This is a genomic window from Bradyrhizobium sp. Rc3b, from assembly GCF_900114915.1.
Classification (GTDB): Bacteria; Pseudomonadota; Alphaproteobacteria; order Rhizobiales; family Xanthobacteraceae; genus Bradyrhizobium.
In genome coordinates this window covers 1-13,485 of the sequence record NZ_FOUS01000015.1, presented here as the reverse complement: position 1 = coordinate 13,485, position 13,485 = coordinate 1, and the positions used below count along the sequence as shown (strand labels likewise).

13 protein-coding genes are annotated in these 13,485 nt (G+C 65.0%); 6 read left to right on the top strand and 7 right to left on the bottom strand.

What is annotated here, in order from left to right:
• The first annotated feature begins 345 nt into the window (after positions 1–345).
• Together BM190_RS30405 and BM190_RS30400 are read left to right on the top strand one after the other, a co-directional pair.
• Entirely contained in the window at positions 346–1,617 is a 1,272-nt protein-coding gene (locus tag BM190_RS30405; RefSeq protein WP_092261410.1) for a DUF2157 domain-containing protein, read from the top strand.
• A complete protein-coding gene (locus BM190_RS30400) occupies positions 1,614–2,219 on the top strand; it encodes a GDYXXLXY domain-containing protein (protein ID WP_092261409.1) in 606 nt (201 codons plus the stop codon). The genes BM190_RS30405 and BM190_RS30400 overlap by 4 nt, the downstream gene beginning before the upstream one ends.
• On the opposite strand, the gene BM190_RS30395 is transcribed toward BM190_RS30400, so the two are convergent.
• The gene (locus BM190_RS30395; RefSeq protein WP_502687014.1) at positions 2,216–3,589 is read right to left on the bottom strand and encodes an aminotransferase-like domain-containing protein; all 1,374 of its coding nucleotides are present in this window, start codon (positions 3,587–3,589) and stop codon (positions 2,216–2,218) included. The two genes, BM190_RS30400 and BM190_RS30395, sit on opposite strands and share 4 nt — an antisense overlap.
• A gap of 163 nt (positions 3,590–3,752) precedes the next feature.
• Between BM190_RS30395 and BM190_RS30390 the strand changes: the two genes are divergently transcribed.
• Positions 3,753–4,613: a DMT family transporter gene (locus tag BM190_RS30390; RefSeq protein WP_092261508.1), complete on the top strand. Its 861-nt coding sequence runs from the start codon at positions 3,753–3,755 to the stop codon at positions 4,611–4,613.
• Positions 4,614–4,623: 10 nt separating this feature from the next.
• Here the strand turns inward: BM190_RS30390 and BM190_RS30385 are convergent, their stop codons facing one another.
• Together BM190_RS30385 and BM190_RS30380 are read right to left on the bottom strand one after the other, a co-directional pair.
• The gene (locus BM190_RS30385) at positions 4,624–5,838 is read right to left on the bottom strand and encodes an EAL domain-containing response regulator (protein ID WP_018322864.1); all 1,215 of its coding nucleotides are present in this window, start codon (positions 5,836–5,838) and stop codon (positions 4,624–4,626) included.
• Positions 5,839–6,580: 742 nt separating this feature from the next.
• Positions 6,581–7,744 (bottom strand): hypothetical protein, encoded by a 1,164-nt coding sequence (locus tag BM190_RS30380; RefSeq protein ID WP_092261407.1) that lies wholly within the window; start codon positions 7,742–7,744, stop codon positions 6,581–6,583.
• Between the two features lie 337 nt (positions 7,745–8,081).
• Between BM190_RS30380 and BM190_RS30375 the strand changes: the two genes are divergently transcribed.
• The gene (locus BM190_RS30375) at positions 8,082–8,705 is read left to right on the top strand and encodes a helix-turn-helix domain-containing protein (protein WP_018322867.1); all 624 of its coding nucleotides are present in this window, start codon (positions 8,082–8,084) and stop codon (positions 8,703–8,705) included.
• An 82-nt stretch (positions 8,706–8,787) separates the two neighbouring features.
• On the opposite strand, the gene BM190_RS30370 is transcribed toward BM190_RS30375, so the two are convergent.
• From BM190_RS30370 to BM190_RS30355, 4 genes are all read right to left on the bottom strand, one after another.
• Positions 8,788–9,036 (bottom strand): hypothetical protein, encoded by a 249-nt coding sequence (locus tag BM190_RS30370; protein ID WP_092261406.1) that lies wholly within the window; start codon positions 9,034–9,036, stop codon positions 8,788–8,790.
• A gap of 99 nt (positions 9,037–9,135) precedes the next feature.
• Positions 9,136–9,513 carry an Hpt domain-containing protein gene (locus BM190_RS30365; RefSeq protein ID WP_177237388.1) on the bottom strand — a complete coding sequence of 126 codons (378 nt, stop codon included), beginning with the start codon at positions 9,511–9,513 and terminating at the stop codon, positions 9,136–9,138.
• Positions 9,514–9,669: 156 nt separating this feature from the next.
• Positions 9,670–10,368 carry a Crp/Fnr family transcriptional regulator gene (locus BM190_RS30360; protein ID WP_018322870.1) on the bottom strand — a complete coding sequence of 233 codons (699 nt, stop codon included), beginning with the start codon at positions 10,366–10,368 and terminating at the stop codon, positions 9,670–9,672.
• 189 nt (positions 10,369–10,557) lie between these two features.
• A complete protein-coding gene (locus tag BM190_RS30355; protein WP_092261404.1) occupies positions 10,558–11,268 on the bottom strand; it encodes a Crp/Fnr family transcriptional regulator in 711 nt (236 codons plus the stop codon).
• Between the two features lie 494 nt (positions 11,269–11,762).
• Here BM190_RS30355 and BM190_RS30350 point away from each other — a divergent pair, with 494 nt between their 5' ends.
• Positions 11,763–12,185, top strand: coding sequence for a response regulator (locus BM190_RS30350; RefSeq protein WP_177237399.1), 423 nt, complete (start codon positions 11,763–11,765; stop codon positions 12,183–12,185).
• Between the two features lie 427 nt (positions 12,186–12,612).
• A partial coding sequence (locus tag BM190_RS30345) for an Hpt domain-containing protein (protein ID WP_177237387.1) occupies positions 12,613–13,485 on the top strand: 873 nt, incomplete at its 3' end.

Here is a 13,485-nt window from a genome sequence, read left to right as displayed (position 1 = left end):
CCATCTTGACCGAAGGCTACAGTCTCGAGTCTCGTCCAACCATTGGCGCAGTCCGAGCATCACTTTTGCAAAATATGAAAAGATCGATGGATCGCCGTCAGGCCACAAGCTGCGATCCCTTGGCTCGCTTGCTCTTGAAAAATTGCCCGACGCGTAATCCGTTTCTGCCCGCGTAAGTCCTTGATCTTCCAGCCCCCGCCTACTGTGCATGGGGTTGTTTTCGCGTTTATTGTTGTCCGGGGCATAAGACCGCCGCCCACCGCGCCGCCAGTTTGAACCCACCACCCCCACGATCCGACCTAGCAATGCCCCGCTCTCCGGCGGGCCCAAGGTAACCTCACCACAATGTTCGAAAAGACCTACCGCGACCGCCTCGACGCTGATCTTGCGCAATGGGAAGCCGATGGCGTGATTGCGCCGGCGGCGGCTGCCGCGATCCGCAATGCGCTGCCGCAGCTAGCGCCGGGCATCAACATCGCCGTGGTCGTCGGCATTGTCGGCGGTCTGTTGATCGCGGCTGCGTTCCTCGCCTTCGTCGCGGCGCACTGGACCGAGATCGCGCGGCTGTTGCGGTTCGCGATCCTGCTCGCCGGCATGGTCGTCACCGGCGCCCTCGGGGCATGGTTCGCTGCTCGAGGCCGCGACGTTCTCGCCGATCTCTGCGCCAGCGTCGGTGCGATCATCTTCGGTGCGGGCATCGCGCTGGTCGGTCAGATGTATCATCTCGGCGACGACTTTGCCGGCGGCATGCTGCTGTGGTCGATCGGCGCGTTCGCCGCGGCGCTGCTGACCGGCTCGCGCGGTGCGCTCGCGGTCGGCCTCGTCGCCGCCGGCATCTGGACCTGCATGCGGACTTATGATGCGCCGGACGTCCTGCATCTTCCGTTCGTGGCGGTCTGGCTGATCGCAGCAGTTCTCGCCTTCGCCTGGAATTCGCGCGCCGCCGCTCATCTCGTCGCGCTCGCGCTGTTGCCGTGGTGGATCGCGACGTCGCTGCGCTTCGAGTTCGACGGCGCCCAGCCGTCCTTCGTGCTCGCCAACGGCGCCGCGCTGCTGTTCGGCGCCGGGCTCGCGCTCGCAGCCTGGCCTTCGCCGAGGGCGCTCCGGCTCGGGACCGTCCTGTCGATTTACGGGGCGTTTTCGCTGGCCGGCGTCGCCGTCCTGGAGGTGGCGACCGTCGACGACATCATTCGCTTCCGGACCAGCACGGTATCCGCCCAGCCGATTTGGGCGATCCTGTGCGGGGCCGCGGGGGTGATCCTCGCCCTCGTCTCCGCCATGCTCACGAAGCGCGCAGGTGAAATCCTCGCATCATGCGCGATCGGGCTCGTGCTGCTCGCCGCGCCGATTTGGCCGGTCTCCACGGCCGGCGAGCCCTGGTTCGCTTACGCCGCGCTGCTTTGCGCCATGCTGTGCCTCGTCGTCTCCGGTGTGCTCGATGACGTGCGCCCGCGGATCGCCGCCGGCTGGCTCGGAATTGCCGGCGTCATCGCCGGCATCACCTGGGCGGTGCACGGCTCGTTGCTGCGCCGCTCGGCCTTTCTTGCGGGGGCCGGAATCATCGCCGTGGTCTTTGCCACCGCGCTCAATCGCATGCTGCCGAGGGCCGAGCGATGATCGGTACCATCACTGGACGCTGGCAGCGCATCCCGAAGGCCGTGCTGTTCGGCGTCGCTGTGCTGCTGCAATGCGCGCTGCTGGTCCTGATGGTCGCCGACCGCATGCAAATCCTGCGCGAAGGCGTTGAGGTGACCTTGCAGACGCAGCCGGTCGATCCCCGCGATCTCCTGCGCGGCGACTATGTCGTGCTCCGCTACGACATCTCGCAAGTGCCGGCCGGCGCGCTCGCCGGAAAGCCGGCTGACGCGCGCCATCCTGTCGTGTTCGTCAAGCTCGCGCCCAATGCCAACGGCCTCTACCAGGCGGTCTCGGTGCATGCCGAGCCGGTGCCGGTCGCGGCGCCCGAGGTGCTGATCCGCGGCCGCGTCGCCAATTACGGCGGGGCTTGCGGCTCGGGCCGTCACACCTTCTGCGATAATTTGCCAATCAAGTACGGTCTCGAAAGCTACTTCGTGCCCGAAGGCGAGGGCAAGAAGCTCGAGCAGGCCCGCAACCAGCAAAAGCTCCGCGTCGTCGCCGCCGTGCTCCCCTCCGGCCGCGCCGCCATCAAGCGGCTGCTGCTCGACGGCGAGCCGGTCTATGAGGAGCCGCTGTATTAGCGCGGCGGCTCCGGCGTCGCCTTCAACGCCCGCCGCAGCACCTCCCACACGCGCGGATCGTTCATCTGCGCCACGTTGAAGCGCATGAAGTGCTGGGATGTCTGCGACACGCTGAACACGTTGCCCGGCGCCAGCACGACATCCTGCTCCAGCGCCGCGCGCGCGACATGCGCGGCATCCTGTCCGCCCGTGAGCCGGCACCAGAGGAAGAATCCGCCGCGCGGCATCAGCCAGGGCTCGATGCCGAGTGCCTGAAGTTTTCGCGCGACGTCGCGGCGCATCCGCGTGAGCTTTTGCCGGAGCTCGTCCATTTGCTTGCGATAGCTGCCGCCGGCCAGCACCTTTGTGATGATCTCGGTCGCGGCCGGGCTCGGGCCGCCAAAGCTGGTTGCGACCTGGAGGTCGACGAGATGCTCGATCCAGTCGGCCCGTGCGGCGATGTAGCCTGAGCGTACCGAGGCCGACAGCGTCTTGGAGAAGCTGCCGATGCGGATCACGCGGGTGAGCCCGTCGAGCGCGGCAAGGCGCGGCGAGCGCTCCGGCTCGAAATCGCCGAAAATGTCGTCCTCGATGATGGTGAGGTCGTGCGCCGCGGCCGCGGTCAGCAGCCGGTGCGCACTCGCGAGCGACATCGTCGCGCCGGTCGGATTGTGCAGCGCTGAATTGGTGATGTAGAGCCTGGGACGTTCGGCGCCGAGGATCTGCTCGAAGCGGGTGACATCAGGGCCCGACGGCGTGTAGGGCACGCCGATGATCCTGGCCTGATGCGCCCGCAGCAGCGCGCGGAAATTGAAATAGCAGGGGTCGTCGACCAGCACCGTGTCGCCGGGACGGAGCAGGAAGCGGCAGACGAGGTCGGCGCCTTGCGTGCCCGAGCCCGTCAGCATGAGCTGATCGACCGACGCGGGAATCGAATCCTCGGCAAGGCGCGCGAGCAGCAGCCGGCGCAGCGCCAATCCGCCGCGCGTGCTGCCATAGTCCGTCAAGAGATCCGCATCGGTCCGCGCCAGGGCACGGACGGCGCGGCGCAAGGCCGCTTCCGGCATCCATTCCGCCGGCAGCCAGCCGCAGCCGGGCTTCGGCACTGCCGCGTCGGCATCGAGCGATTGCCTGGAGACCCAGAACGGATCGACCTCCCGGTCACGCCGCGGCCCGGCTTCGGCCAGCGCAAGCGGCGGCATGATGGTCGGCGAGACATAGAAGCCGGAGCCGCGACGGGCGCGGATCAGGCCTTCGGCCGCGAGGCGATCATAGGCTTCGACGACGGTCGACGGCGACACGCCCATTGTGGCGGCCAGGCTGCGGACCGATGGCAGGCGGTCGCCGGCACTGAGCGCGCGGCCGGCGACCTTGGCGCGGATCGCGCTCATCACGTCAATGGTCCGCGTGCCGCCGCGTCCCTTCGATGGCGCTCCGATGTCCAAGGTGTATCACCTTCCATACCCATACAGATTTGCCGGATTGTATTGGATTGTGACTGGCCGTGCCACCGCCGACAGCCGAGTATCGCGCTTCTCGAAAGGCGGAACGGACATGCAATCTGCGGGGAGCGGCTGGGGCAACGGCCTGCTCGGCGTCATCATCTTCAGCGGCTCACTGCCGGCGACGCGCGTCGCGGTCGGCGGCTTCTCCGCGTTGTTCCTGACCTCGGCCCGCGCGGTCATCGCGGCGCTGATCGGTGTGGCCGTGCTCGGCGTGCTGCGGCAGGCCCGGCCGCAGCGAACGGATTTCGCCTCCCTCACCATCGTCGCCATCGGCGTCGTGGTCGGCTTCCCGCTGCTGACGGCGCTCGCGCTCCAGCACATCACCTCGGCCCGTTCGATCGTCTTCATCGGCCTGTTGCCGCTCTCGACCGCGGTCTTCGCCGTGCTGCGCGGCGGCGAGCGGCCGCGGCCACTGTTCTGGCTGTTCGCGATCCTCGGCAGCGCCACGGTAGCCGGCTTTGCCTTGTCGAACGGCGGCTCGGCCTCGCTCGCCGGCGATCTCCTGATGGTGGCCGCGATCGTGCTGTGCGGCCTCGGCTATGCCGAAGGCGCCGCATTGTCGCGCCGGCTCGGCGGCTGGCAGGTGATCTCCTGGGCGCTCCTGCTCGCGCTGCCGCTGATGGTGCCGGTCGCGGTTCTGACCTGGCCGGCGAATTGGAACGGCGTCAGCGTGCCCGCCTGGATCGGGCTCGCTTACGTCTCGATCTTCAGCATGTTCGTCGGCTTCATCTTCTGGTACCGCGGCCTTGCGATCGGCGGCATCGCGCGTGTCGGCCAGTTGCAGCAGCTCCAGCCGTTCTTCGGTCTCGCGCTCGCCGGCCTGCTACTGCACGAGCCCGTCGCCTGGAGCATGATCGTCGCGACCGTCCTCGTGGTCGCCTGCGTGTTCTTCGCGCGGCGGTTTGCGTGAGGCTTGTGCCTCACGCCTGCCCCATCACCGTCTTCGTCAGCGCGCCCTTTGCAAACTTCTTCAGCGGCATCGGCTTGCCGAACAGGAAGCCCTGCACGAGATCGAAGCCGAGCTCGTTGGCGGCGACGAGGTCGGCGCGGCTTTCGACCCCCTGGGCCACGCTGCGCGCGCCAAAGCCCTGCGCGAGCTCGACGATGTGACGGCACACCGTGCGCTTCAACCGGTCACTGCCGCTGCCGGTGACGAATTGCCGGTCGGCCTTCAGCTTGACGAAGGGAACTTTGTCCCGCTCCATCAGCGCCGGCCAGTTGGCGCCGAGATTGTCGATCGACAGGCCGATATTGTGCAGCCCGACCTCGCGCGCGACCTCGGTCAGGAGATCGAGATCGCGGATCGCCTCCTCGCTGTCGATCTCGACCGTCAGCCCGCCGAAGGCCGGATGCGTCGGCACGCGACGGCAGAGATCGCGCACCGCCTGCGGCTCCTTCAGATAAGACGCGGGCAGGTTGATCGAGAGATCGACCGGGGTCTGCTGCTCCAGCAGATAGTGCCAGTCCCGTATCGCGCGCTCGATCACGAATTCGGAGAGGTCGCGCAGATGCGGATCGCGCTCCTCGGGAATGAAGTAAGCCGGCGGCACCACGCCCCAGGTCGGATGCCGCATCCGCACCAGCGCCTCGGCACCGCAGCGGATCAGCGTGCGCGCGTCGATCTTGGGCTGGTACCAGAGCTCGAGCCAGCCGGCATGCAGGGCCTCGCCGACATGCACGGCGGGACTGGGCGCCGGCTCTTCCGGCAGCAGCATGGCGATGCGCTCGCGCAGCGTTTCCGCCGCAAAGGGCGTGGTCAGCGGCGGCAGCATGGCAAGGCCATATTCCTCACCGACCTGCCGCACGGCCTTGACGATGATCGACTCGCGGGCGCCGACGGCGAGAACCTTGCCGGCAAATGCCTCGCGCACCAATATTTCGAGGAATCTCCCCGGCTCGATGCCGTCGGCGGCGACGCCGAGCAGGATCAGGTCCGGCAATTCGGTGGCGAGCACGGTTTGCAGCTCGTCCGAGCTGGCGCATTCGCTGGTGACGAAGCCGAGATCCTCCAGCACCTCGCTGAGGAAGGCGCGCAGATGCCGCTTGCTATCGGCCACGCAGGCGCGCGGCGTTACCTTTCGTCGTCCGAAGGTCACAGGCCTTCGTCCGACGAGTTCAACCATCCCATCGTTCATCAACACCACTCCCGTTCCGTGACGGTTTCTTAAACGGTGAGCGTGGGTTCAAATAAGGAGAGCTTCACATCGTTCTTGAATTATTTGAGTAACGTTAAACCCTGCAATTCGAGCTAATTTGTCGACAGACTCTTCGCAAAGAGTTCGCATACCCGAGCACCACGCGCACAACGACTGTCAGCGCACGCGAAATGTCTTTCGCGCGATGAAAGCTGCGCCCCGCTTGCCGGTGGATGAAGATGAGCGATGCAGATGTGTGCCCTTTCGAAGCAACGACGCGACCAGCGCAGATTAATTTCCGGCGTTTCTTCGGGGTGTGCGCCCGCTCGTGCGCGACGAAGACGGTGAACAGGAGCGCGTCGTCGGCGGTGGGCGGCCCCGCATTGCGGCGGTTGCTCTCCCGATCGCTTTGCGGTGCATCGGGAGCGAGCGACGGCGACGTTCGCAGGATTCGCCTTCGCGCGATGCGCGCAAGTATCGCTTTCGCTCGTGACGGTTCTGCGACACCGCGTCCGGGCCCAGGGCTGCAAATGTGAAGTGCATCACACGCGCATTGCTGCACCTGCGCTATTGCTCGGCACAGCCGGTGGTGGGCTGTCGAGGATTACGACAATGACGATGCGGCGAATGATGTATTGGTGGTTCAGGGTCGTGATGTCAGGGCGATTTCTCGATCGCTTCCTGTGCCTGCCGCGCGCGCAATGAGCATGAACCGGAAAAGTGTGCAGCGGTTCGCGCGATATCAGGTCTGCCCGATCAATTTGCGAAACGCCGCCGCGCCGTCCTGCACCACGTCGCGGCCCTTCCAGGCCAGATAGGTCAGCTTGCCGCCGAGCGTGTCGTGGCTGCGCAGCCGGCGCGAGCCGAGGATGTGGCCGACATTGGACGGGAAGCGGCTCACCTCGGCGGACACCAGCGCCGCGATCGCATCCATCAATTGCTGGAGCCGGATTCCCCATTCGCAATTTTCGATGCCGTCGATGCGCACCTTGAGTGCATATTCGGTGTCGTAGATCTCGGCGAGCAGGTCGCGGGCGACCAGCACCCGGTTGTGCCGGAGCGCGATCCGAAGTGCGAGGCGCTTGTCGTCGAGCCGGTCGAGCACCATGGGAATGACGCAGGCATAGGGCGTCGCGGCGACATCGGTGACGCTCTTGCTCGCAGCGGCCTTGGTCGCGAGACGCGCCAATTGCCAGGGCATCGTCAGGCGCCTCGCCACCAGCGCGAGCGCGAAGGGCAGCGCATCGGGATGAGCCTTCTTGAAGGCGTCGAGCTGCGCGGTGATCTGGGCAACCCGTCCGTCGTCGAATTTCGCGATCTTCTCAGGCAGCTTTTCGTTGAATTTCGGCAGCGCATTGCCCGCGCGCAGCACGTGCTGCATCTTCCTGACGTCGTCGAAGGCGGTGCGTGAGGCCGTGTATTGCGCGAGCTTGCCGCGCGCGGATTCGGTGCTCTCCACTGATGCGAAGGTGCTCTCGAGCACCTTGACGACCTTGGTCTGGAAGGTCGCGGCGACCTTCAGGACTTCCTTCGGGTTGTTGGCTGCGACCTGGTCGTTGATCGCCTTGATGTAGTCGCGTGCCATGGTCGGCAGCAGGTCGCGGCAGATCCACTCCCAGATCGGGGTGAGGGTGTTGCGCGAGATCCGCCCCATATTGGCGTGCTCGGGCGCGCCATCGATCAGGAGCAGTTCGAGCGGCGCGAAGAAATAGCGCGACGGGCTAGTGGCGCGCGCCTGGGTCGATCCGTCCTTGCGAAATTCGGCGCGCAAGCGCGACTGGATGTCGGACGAGCCGGGCATGTCGATGCCGCACAGCTCGAGCCGTTCGAGTTCGCTGAGCAGACAGCTGCGCGACAGCGGCGTCAGCCTCTGCAGGAATTCCGACAGCCGATCGATCTCGTTCATGGCACGCAATCTTTCGCAGCGTTTCCCGCGGGCGTGCGGGCCCAATGCGTGGAGGCATTTGCGCGCTCTCAACTTCCCCTAAGAGAAGCAAGTCGCCGTTAATTAATCCGTAAAAACCGGGGGGAGGCGTCGGGGCGAAGGCTGCGGTTAAGGACGGTTTCGCCTGTCTGCCCAAGTTTCCGGCGAAAAACTCAACCCCAGCGTGGGCGCGCGCCGCCAAACGCAAGCACAAATTGTGCCGACGTCACCACTTTAACGCAAAACCGACAAAATCACCGTAGTCTTACGGAGTAAAAAGTTAACCACAGACCGCCCCCGGTTCCGCTAAACGAGTGACATGGGGTCACAGAATGATACGGCCACCGATTCGCGGCCGTCGGAATGGTACGAAAGCAGCGCTGCTCCAACTGAAGAGCTCGATTTCGTCCGCCTGAGTGCCGCCCGGGCCAAAGCCGCAGACGAAATGGCCGCTGCCATCGCCCGCGAGCTCAACGGCCCCCTGACTGCCCTGCTGCTCTACATGGGCGAGATCAAGCATCACAGCGATCAACTCGCGCCCGTGACCGGCGACCGCGCCTATTTGCAGCGGGTGATCGAGAACGCGCTGGCACAAACCGAGCGGGTTTGCGGCGTGGTCAAGCAGCTTGCCGGTCCTCACAAGGGTGGCTTGTCGATCCCGTCCAGCGTCGAGGACGCGGAATCGAAGGCCGTCCGCGCCCAGCAGGCCCAGCGCGTGCCGAGCGCCGAACTCCTCAGCCTGTCGGGTCAGAAGCGGCTGACCAAGCGCGAGCGTGAGGTGCTGAGCCTGATCAGCGAAGGTTATTCGAACAAGCAGGGCGCGCTTCGGATGCAGATCAGCCCGCGCACGTTCGAGAGCCATCGCGCCGAAGCGATGCGCAAGCTCGGTGCGCGCAACACCGCGGATCTCGTCCGCGCGGCGCTGCTGCACTCGATCGACTGAGGCTGGTGTGTTGCATCGCCGGCAGGCGGTGCGGACAAGACCCCGAGAGATTTCCCGGCACGTCTTAAAAACCCGATCGCGCTCAGAAATAATCTTCGGCGAAGGGACGCGCGCGCGAGATCGAACGCAACGGCTTGATCTCTTCCTTCGGCCCGTTCGGGATGATCGTGATGGTCCAGCGGGGCGGCATGCTCGATTCATGCTCCAGCACCGAACGCACGAAGCCGGTCACCGTGGACTCGCCAGCCTTCACCGTTGCCATGCGGCCGTTGAACTGTGCGATACGGAAGCGGCGAACCTCTTTCTGGTCCGCGGTCTCGTAGGTGAACATGGAAACCCTCCTGGTTTCCGGCGACTATCGCCACCTATGATTAGCCATCTCTAAAAATCCCAAACCGTAGAAGTACGGCGGGAATGCACACGCGAGCGGTTAGCCCTGCGGCTCCTGCGCGCGCGCGGCGGCATAGGCGGCGTCCATCAGGTCCAGGAGATCGCGGAATTCGCTATCGCCGAGCCTCTCCGCGGACTTCTCCAGTCGCAGCGCCAGCGCCGCGAGCCTGGCATAGCCGAACGTTCCGGCTGCGCTCTTCAGCGAATGCGCTTCGCGCGCGATCCTGGCGTGGTGCTGCGCCAGCGAGAGCGTGCGAAACAATTGCAGGCGCGCACCGGTCTCGCTCCAGAATACATCGCGCACTTCGCAGGCGCCGCCCTCGCCGATCTCTCGCACCAGCGCTTCGTAAGCGTGCGGCTCGCGCGCAGGCTCGGCATCGAGCGCCTCCTGCGCGGGCGCGACGGTGACTTCAAACATGGGCCTGCTGCCTTGATAAGGGGTCATTTGTCGCGCGGCACGTCCGGGCGCGAGGGCTGCCCAATGTCTACGGCATTCGAATTTCAGTTCCGGTAGCAGGACACAAGGTGTTTGCAGGCCGGCATTAGCCGGCAGTTTACCATGCGGGTGCGGCCCTCAGCCCGCGCCGAGCAGCCTGTCGTACTGGGCCTTCACGGTGGCGTAGCATTCGCACGCCGTCTGGCGCAGGCCGTCGAGGTTGGTGATCTGGATGTGCCCGCGGCTGTAATGGATGAAATTGGCCTGTTGCAGGGTGTTGGCGACCAGCGACACGCTGTTGCGCCGCGCCCCGATCATCTGCGCCATGGCCTCCTGGGTCAGCAGCAGCCGGTAGTCGCCCGAGAGGTCATGCGTGTGCAACAGGCAGCGCGACAGCCGCGACTCCACGGGATGGGCGGCATTACAGCCTGCCGTCTGCTGGACCTGGGCGTAGACCGCCAGCCCGTGGCGCGTCAGCAACGTGCGCAGGGTGCTGCTCTGGTCGGCGGCGATCCGCAGCCGGTCGAGATCCATCACCGACGCGACGCCCGGAACCAGCACGATGGCAGTGTTCAGCGCGCATGCATCGCCCATGGTCGAGAGCGTCCCGAGCAGGCTGTCGCGCCCGATCATGGCGACTTGCACATGCTCGCCCTTGGCGAGCTTCACCACCAGCGAGATGACGCCGCGGTGGGGAAAATACGCACGCTTCAGCGCCTCGCCGGTCTCGACCAGCACCGCGTCATGGGGCAGATCGACTGTTCGCAGGTGCGGGCGGATCGATTCATAGTCGTCTGCCGACAGTGCAGACAGGAAACCGTTGGCTGAACGCACCATCGTTTCCAAAAGCTGCCTCCCGTTCCCGCGCCATCGAATCGCGATGGACGAAATCACGCCCAGCGCGCGTAAGTTCCATCATGTTCACGTCGGGATATATTGGCAATTGGGACAAGTTGTCCCGACCATGGCAGCGGTCCTGCCACGCTGCGTGCACGCCGGCATACAGTTGATTGCGCCGAGCTGTCGTCACGGCACGGTTCCCACCAGGCGGAGGTGGTGGGCTTTCACTGCCGAATAGCAGTCGCAGCACGTCTTCTCCAGTGCCCGTAGATCGAGGATTTCGATCTGGCCACGGCTGTAGTGGATGATGCCGGCCCGCTGCAGCGCATGCGCGACCAGCGAGACGGCATTGCGCCGTACGCCCAACATCTGCGCCAGCGCCTCCTGGGTCAGCGGCAGGATTTCACTGTCCGAGAGATCGCGGGCGCGCAGCAGCCAGCGCGCGAGCCGCGCCTCGACCGGGTGCAGCGTATTGCAGAGCAGCGACTGCTGCGCATGCGCTAGCAAGGCCTGCTCATGGCGGACCATCAACTGGCGAAACGGCGCGCTTGCGGCAGCGACCGTACGGAAAGCTGCGATTTCAAGCACGGAAGCAGTCCCTGGGAACAAGACGACCGCGTCCGTCGCCGCGATGCCGCCGGCAAGCGCAGCGCCGCCACCGACGACACTGTCGCGGCCCAGCATCGCCACCTCGATCATCTGTCCCTCGGACAGGCCCACCGTGATCGAAACGGATCCGCCATGCGGGAAGTAGACATATCTCAGCGCAGCACCCGCCTCGCACAAGACAGATTTCCTGACCAGTTCGACTGTCGCGAGATGCGGGCGCAGCAGATCGAGATCTGCCGCGTCGAGCATTTGCAGCAATTGGTTGGACGGGCGGCCGCTCGCAATCATCGAAGGTCAATCCGGCGTGTTCGATGTACGATCGGTGTAAAGCCCGCTCGTCATCCAGTTGCGCGGTGACAAAAACATATTGTAAAGGTTGTGGCGCTGTCCATATACCCGTTAGAGGGCAGACAGGCTGCGGCATTTGCGGCGGAAATAAGAATGGCGCGCTGATTCGCTCTCGAGCCGGTGCGCCGGGTCCTGCAGGGGTTGCGCAGGAAAAAGCTGCAAGGGGGCTGTCATGAGCCGGAAGCATTGCATCCGCGCTGCGATCAGACGTCGGTCGACCCGCGCAGTGTCGTCCGTTGGACCAGCATTTACAGCCATCCACTATTGCCATGAAGCCTGGTGTCGCGTGGCCGCAGATTTCGCGTCCATCTTCCCCGTGCCGCCAACGGCATTCGCGACCATCCATTTTTCGACTGAAAGCAAAGGAGAACGGCGTGCCCCACGGTTCAATTATTGAATCGCCAAAACGGGAAACTCAAATGGGGACAGAAGGTCTGCGCCATATTCTCGTTGTCGACGACGACCCGATGGTCTGCATGGCCATCGAGGTCTATCTCCAGCGTAACAATTTTCGAGTCACGATTGCCGAAGGAGGTGAAGCCGGACTGCGCGCGCTCGAACACCAGCAATTCGATCTGATGATCATCGATATCTTCATGCCGCACATGCGCGGGTTCGAATCGATCCGGATCTTCCACGAGCGGGCGCCGGTCATTCCGCTGATCGCGATGTCCGGCTACGCCTTTGCAAATCTGAATTCGCCTGCACCCGATTTCCTCCGGATGGCACTCGAGCTCGGCGCCTCACGCTGTCTGCGCAAGCCGTTCACTCCGCACGCGCTGCTCGCTGCCATCAACGATTGTCTGGCGGAGCATCGTCCCGACGGCGACATCGCCTCGGCCGCGCGATTGGGTTAGCGCGGCGCGGGCCGCTGTGGCCACAGGTAACCGTTCGTTTACCGCGTCTGCGGACTACGCAGATCGCGCCGCCGACGCGAACCGGGGGGCGCAACTGCGCCTCCGGTTGCCGGCGGCGCTGTTCGATGCCCCGCAGGCGGCCCCTATCGTCCTTCAAGAGCGGGATTTTCCGGCGCGCCTCGCCCGCTGTTATCGGCCCGTTTACCTCACGCATCCCCGCCGTTGCGGCGCGGAGTCGTTTTTGCCGAATAGCGCAGCCGCATGCGGGCGAACCGCAAACTTCTCTTCAATATCCGTATTAGGACGGAGGATGAAATTAACGGGACTGTGAAAAGGGATGTCTAACGATCCAGAATAGAGACTTCCGTCCATGCCAAAAAGCGGCGCAGGCGCCGAAGTCCAGGGTCAGGTCAGTAAGGCGTAGCTCATGGATGATCTGTTGCGGGAGTTTTTGACGGAGACCAGCGAGAGCCTGGACACCGTCGACAACCAGTTGGTGAAGTTCGAGCAGGAGCCGAACAACGCCAAGATCCTGGATAACATCTTCCGCCTGGTCCACACCATCAAGGGCACCTGCGGCTTCCTCGGATTGCCGCGGCTGGAAGCGCTGGCGCATGCCGGCGAGACGTTGATGGGCAAATTCCGTGACGGCATGCCGGTGACCGGGCAGGCGGTGACGGTGATCCTGTCCTCGATCGACCGCATCAAGGAAATTTTGGCCGGCCTGGAAGCCACCGAAGCCGAGCCCGAGGGGAACGACCGCGATCTCATCGACAAGCTGGAAGCGATGGTCGAGCAGGGCATGGCGGCAATGTCGGGCTCGGCGCAGCCGATGCCGGCTGCAGGTACCGCTGCTCCCGTCACTGAGGCGCCGCCGCTGGTGCCGGAAGCCCCGGTTGCCGCTGCTGCGCCGGCAAACATGACCACGGGTTCGCTGATCGACCAGACCCTGGAGCGCCCGCTGCGTCCGGGCGAGGTCTCGCTCGACGAGCTCGAGCGCGCCTTCCGCGAGACCGCGATCGAAGCGCCGACGTCCGCGCCCGTTGCCAAGGCTGAAGCCAAGGCCGAGCCCGTGCCGGCCGTTGAAGCGCCCGCGCCCGCCGCCAAGGAAGCAAAGCCCGCCAAGGAGAAGGCCGCGCCGAAGAAGTCGATGGCCGACGAGGGCGCCTGCGAAGGCGACCGCATCGCCAACCAGTCGATCCGCGTCAACGTGGATACGCTGGAGCATCTGATGACCATGGTCTCCGAGCTGGTGCTGACCCGCAACCAGCTGCTGGAGATCTCCCGCCGCAACGAGGAC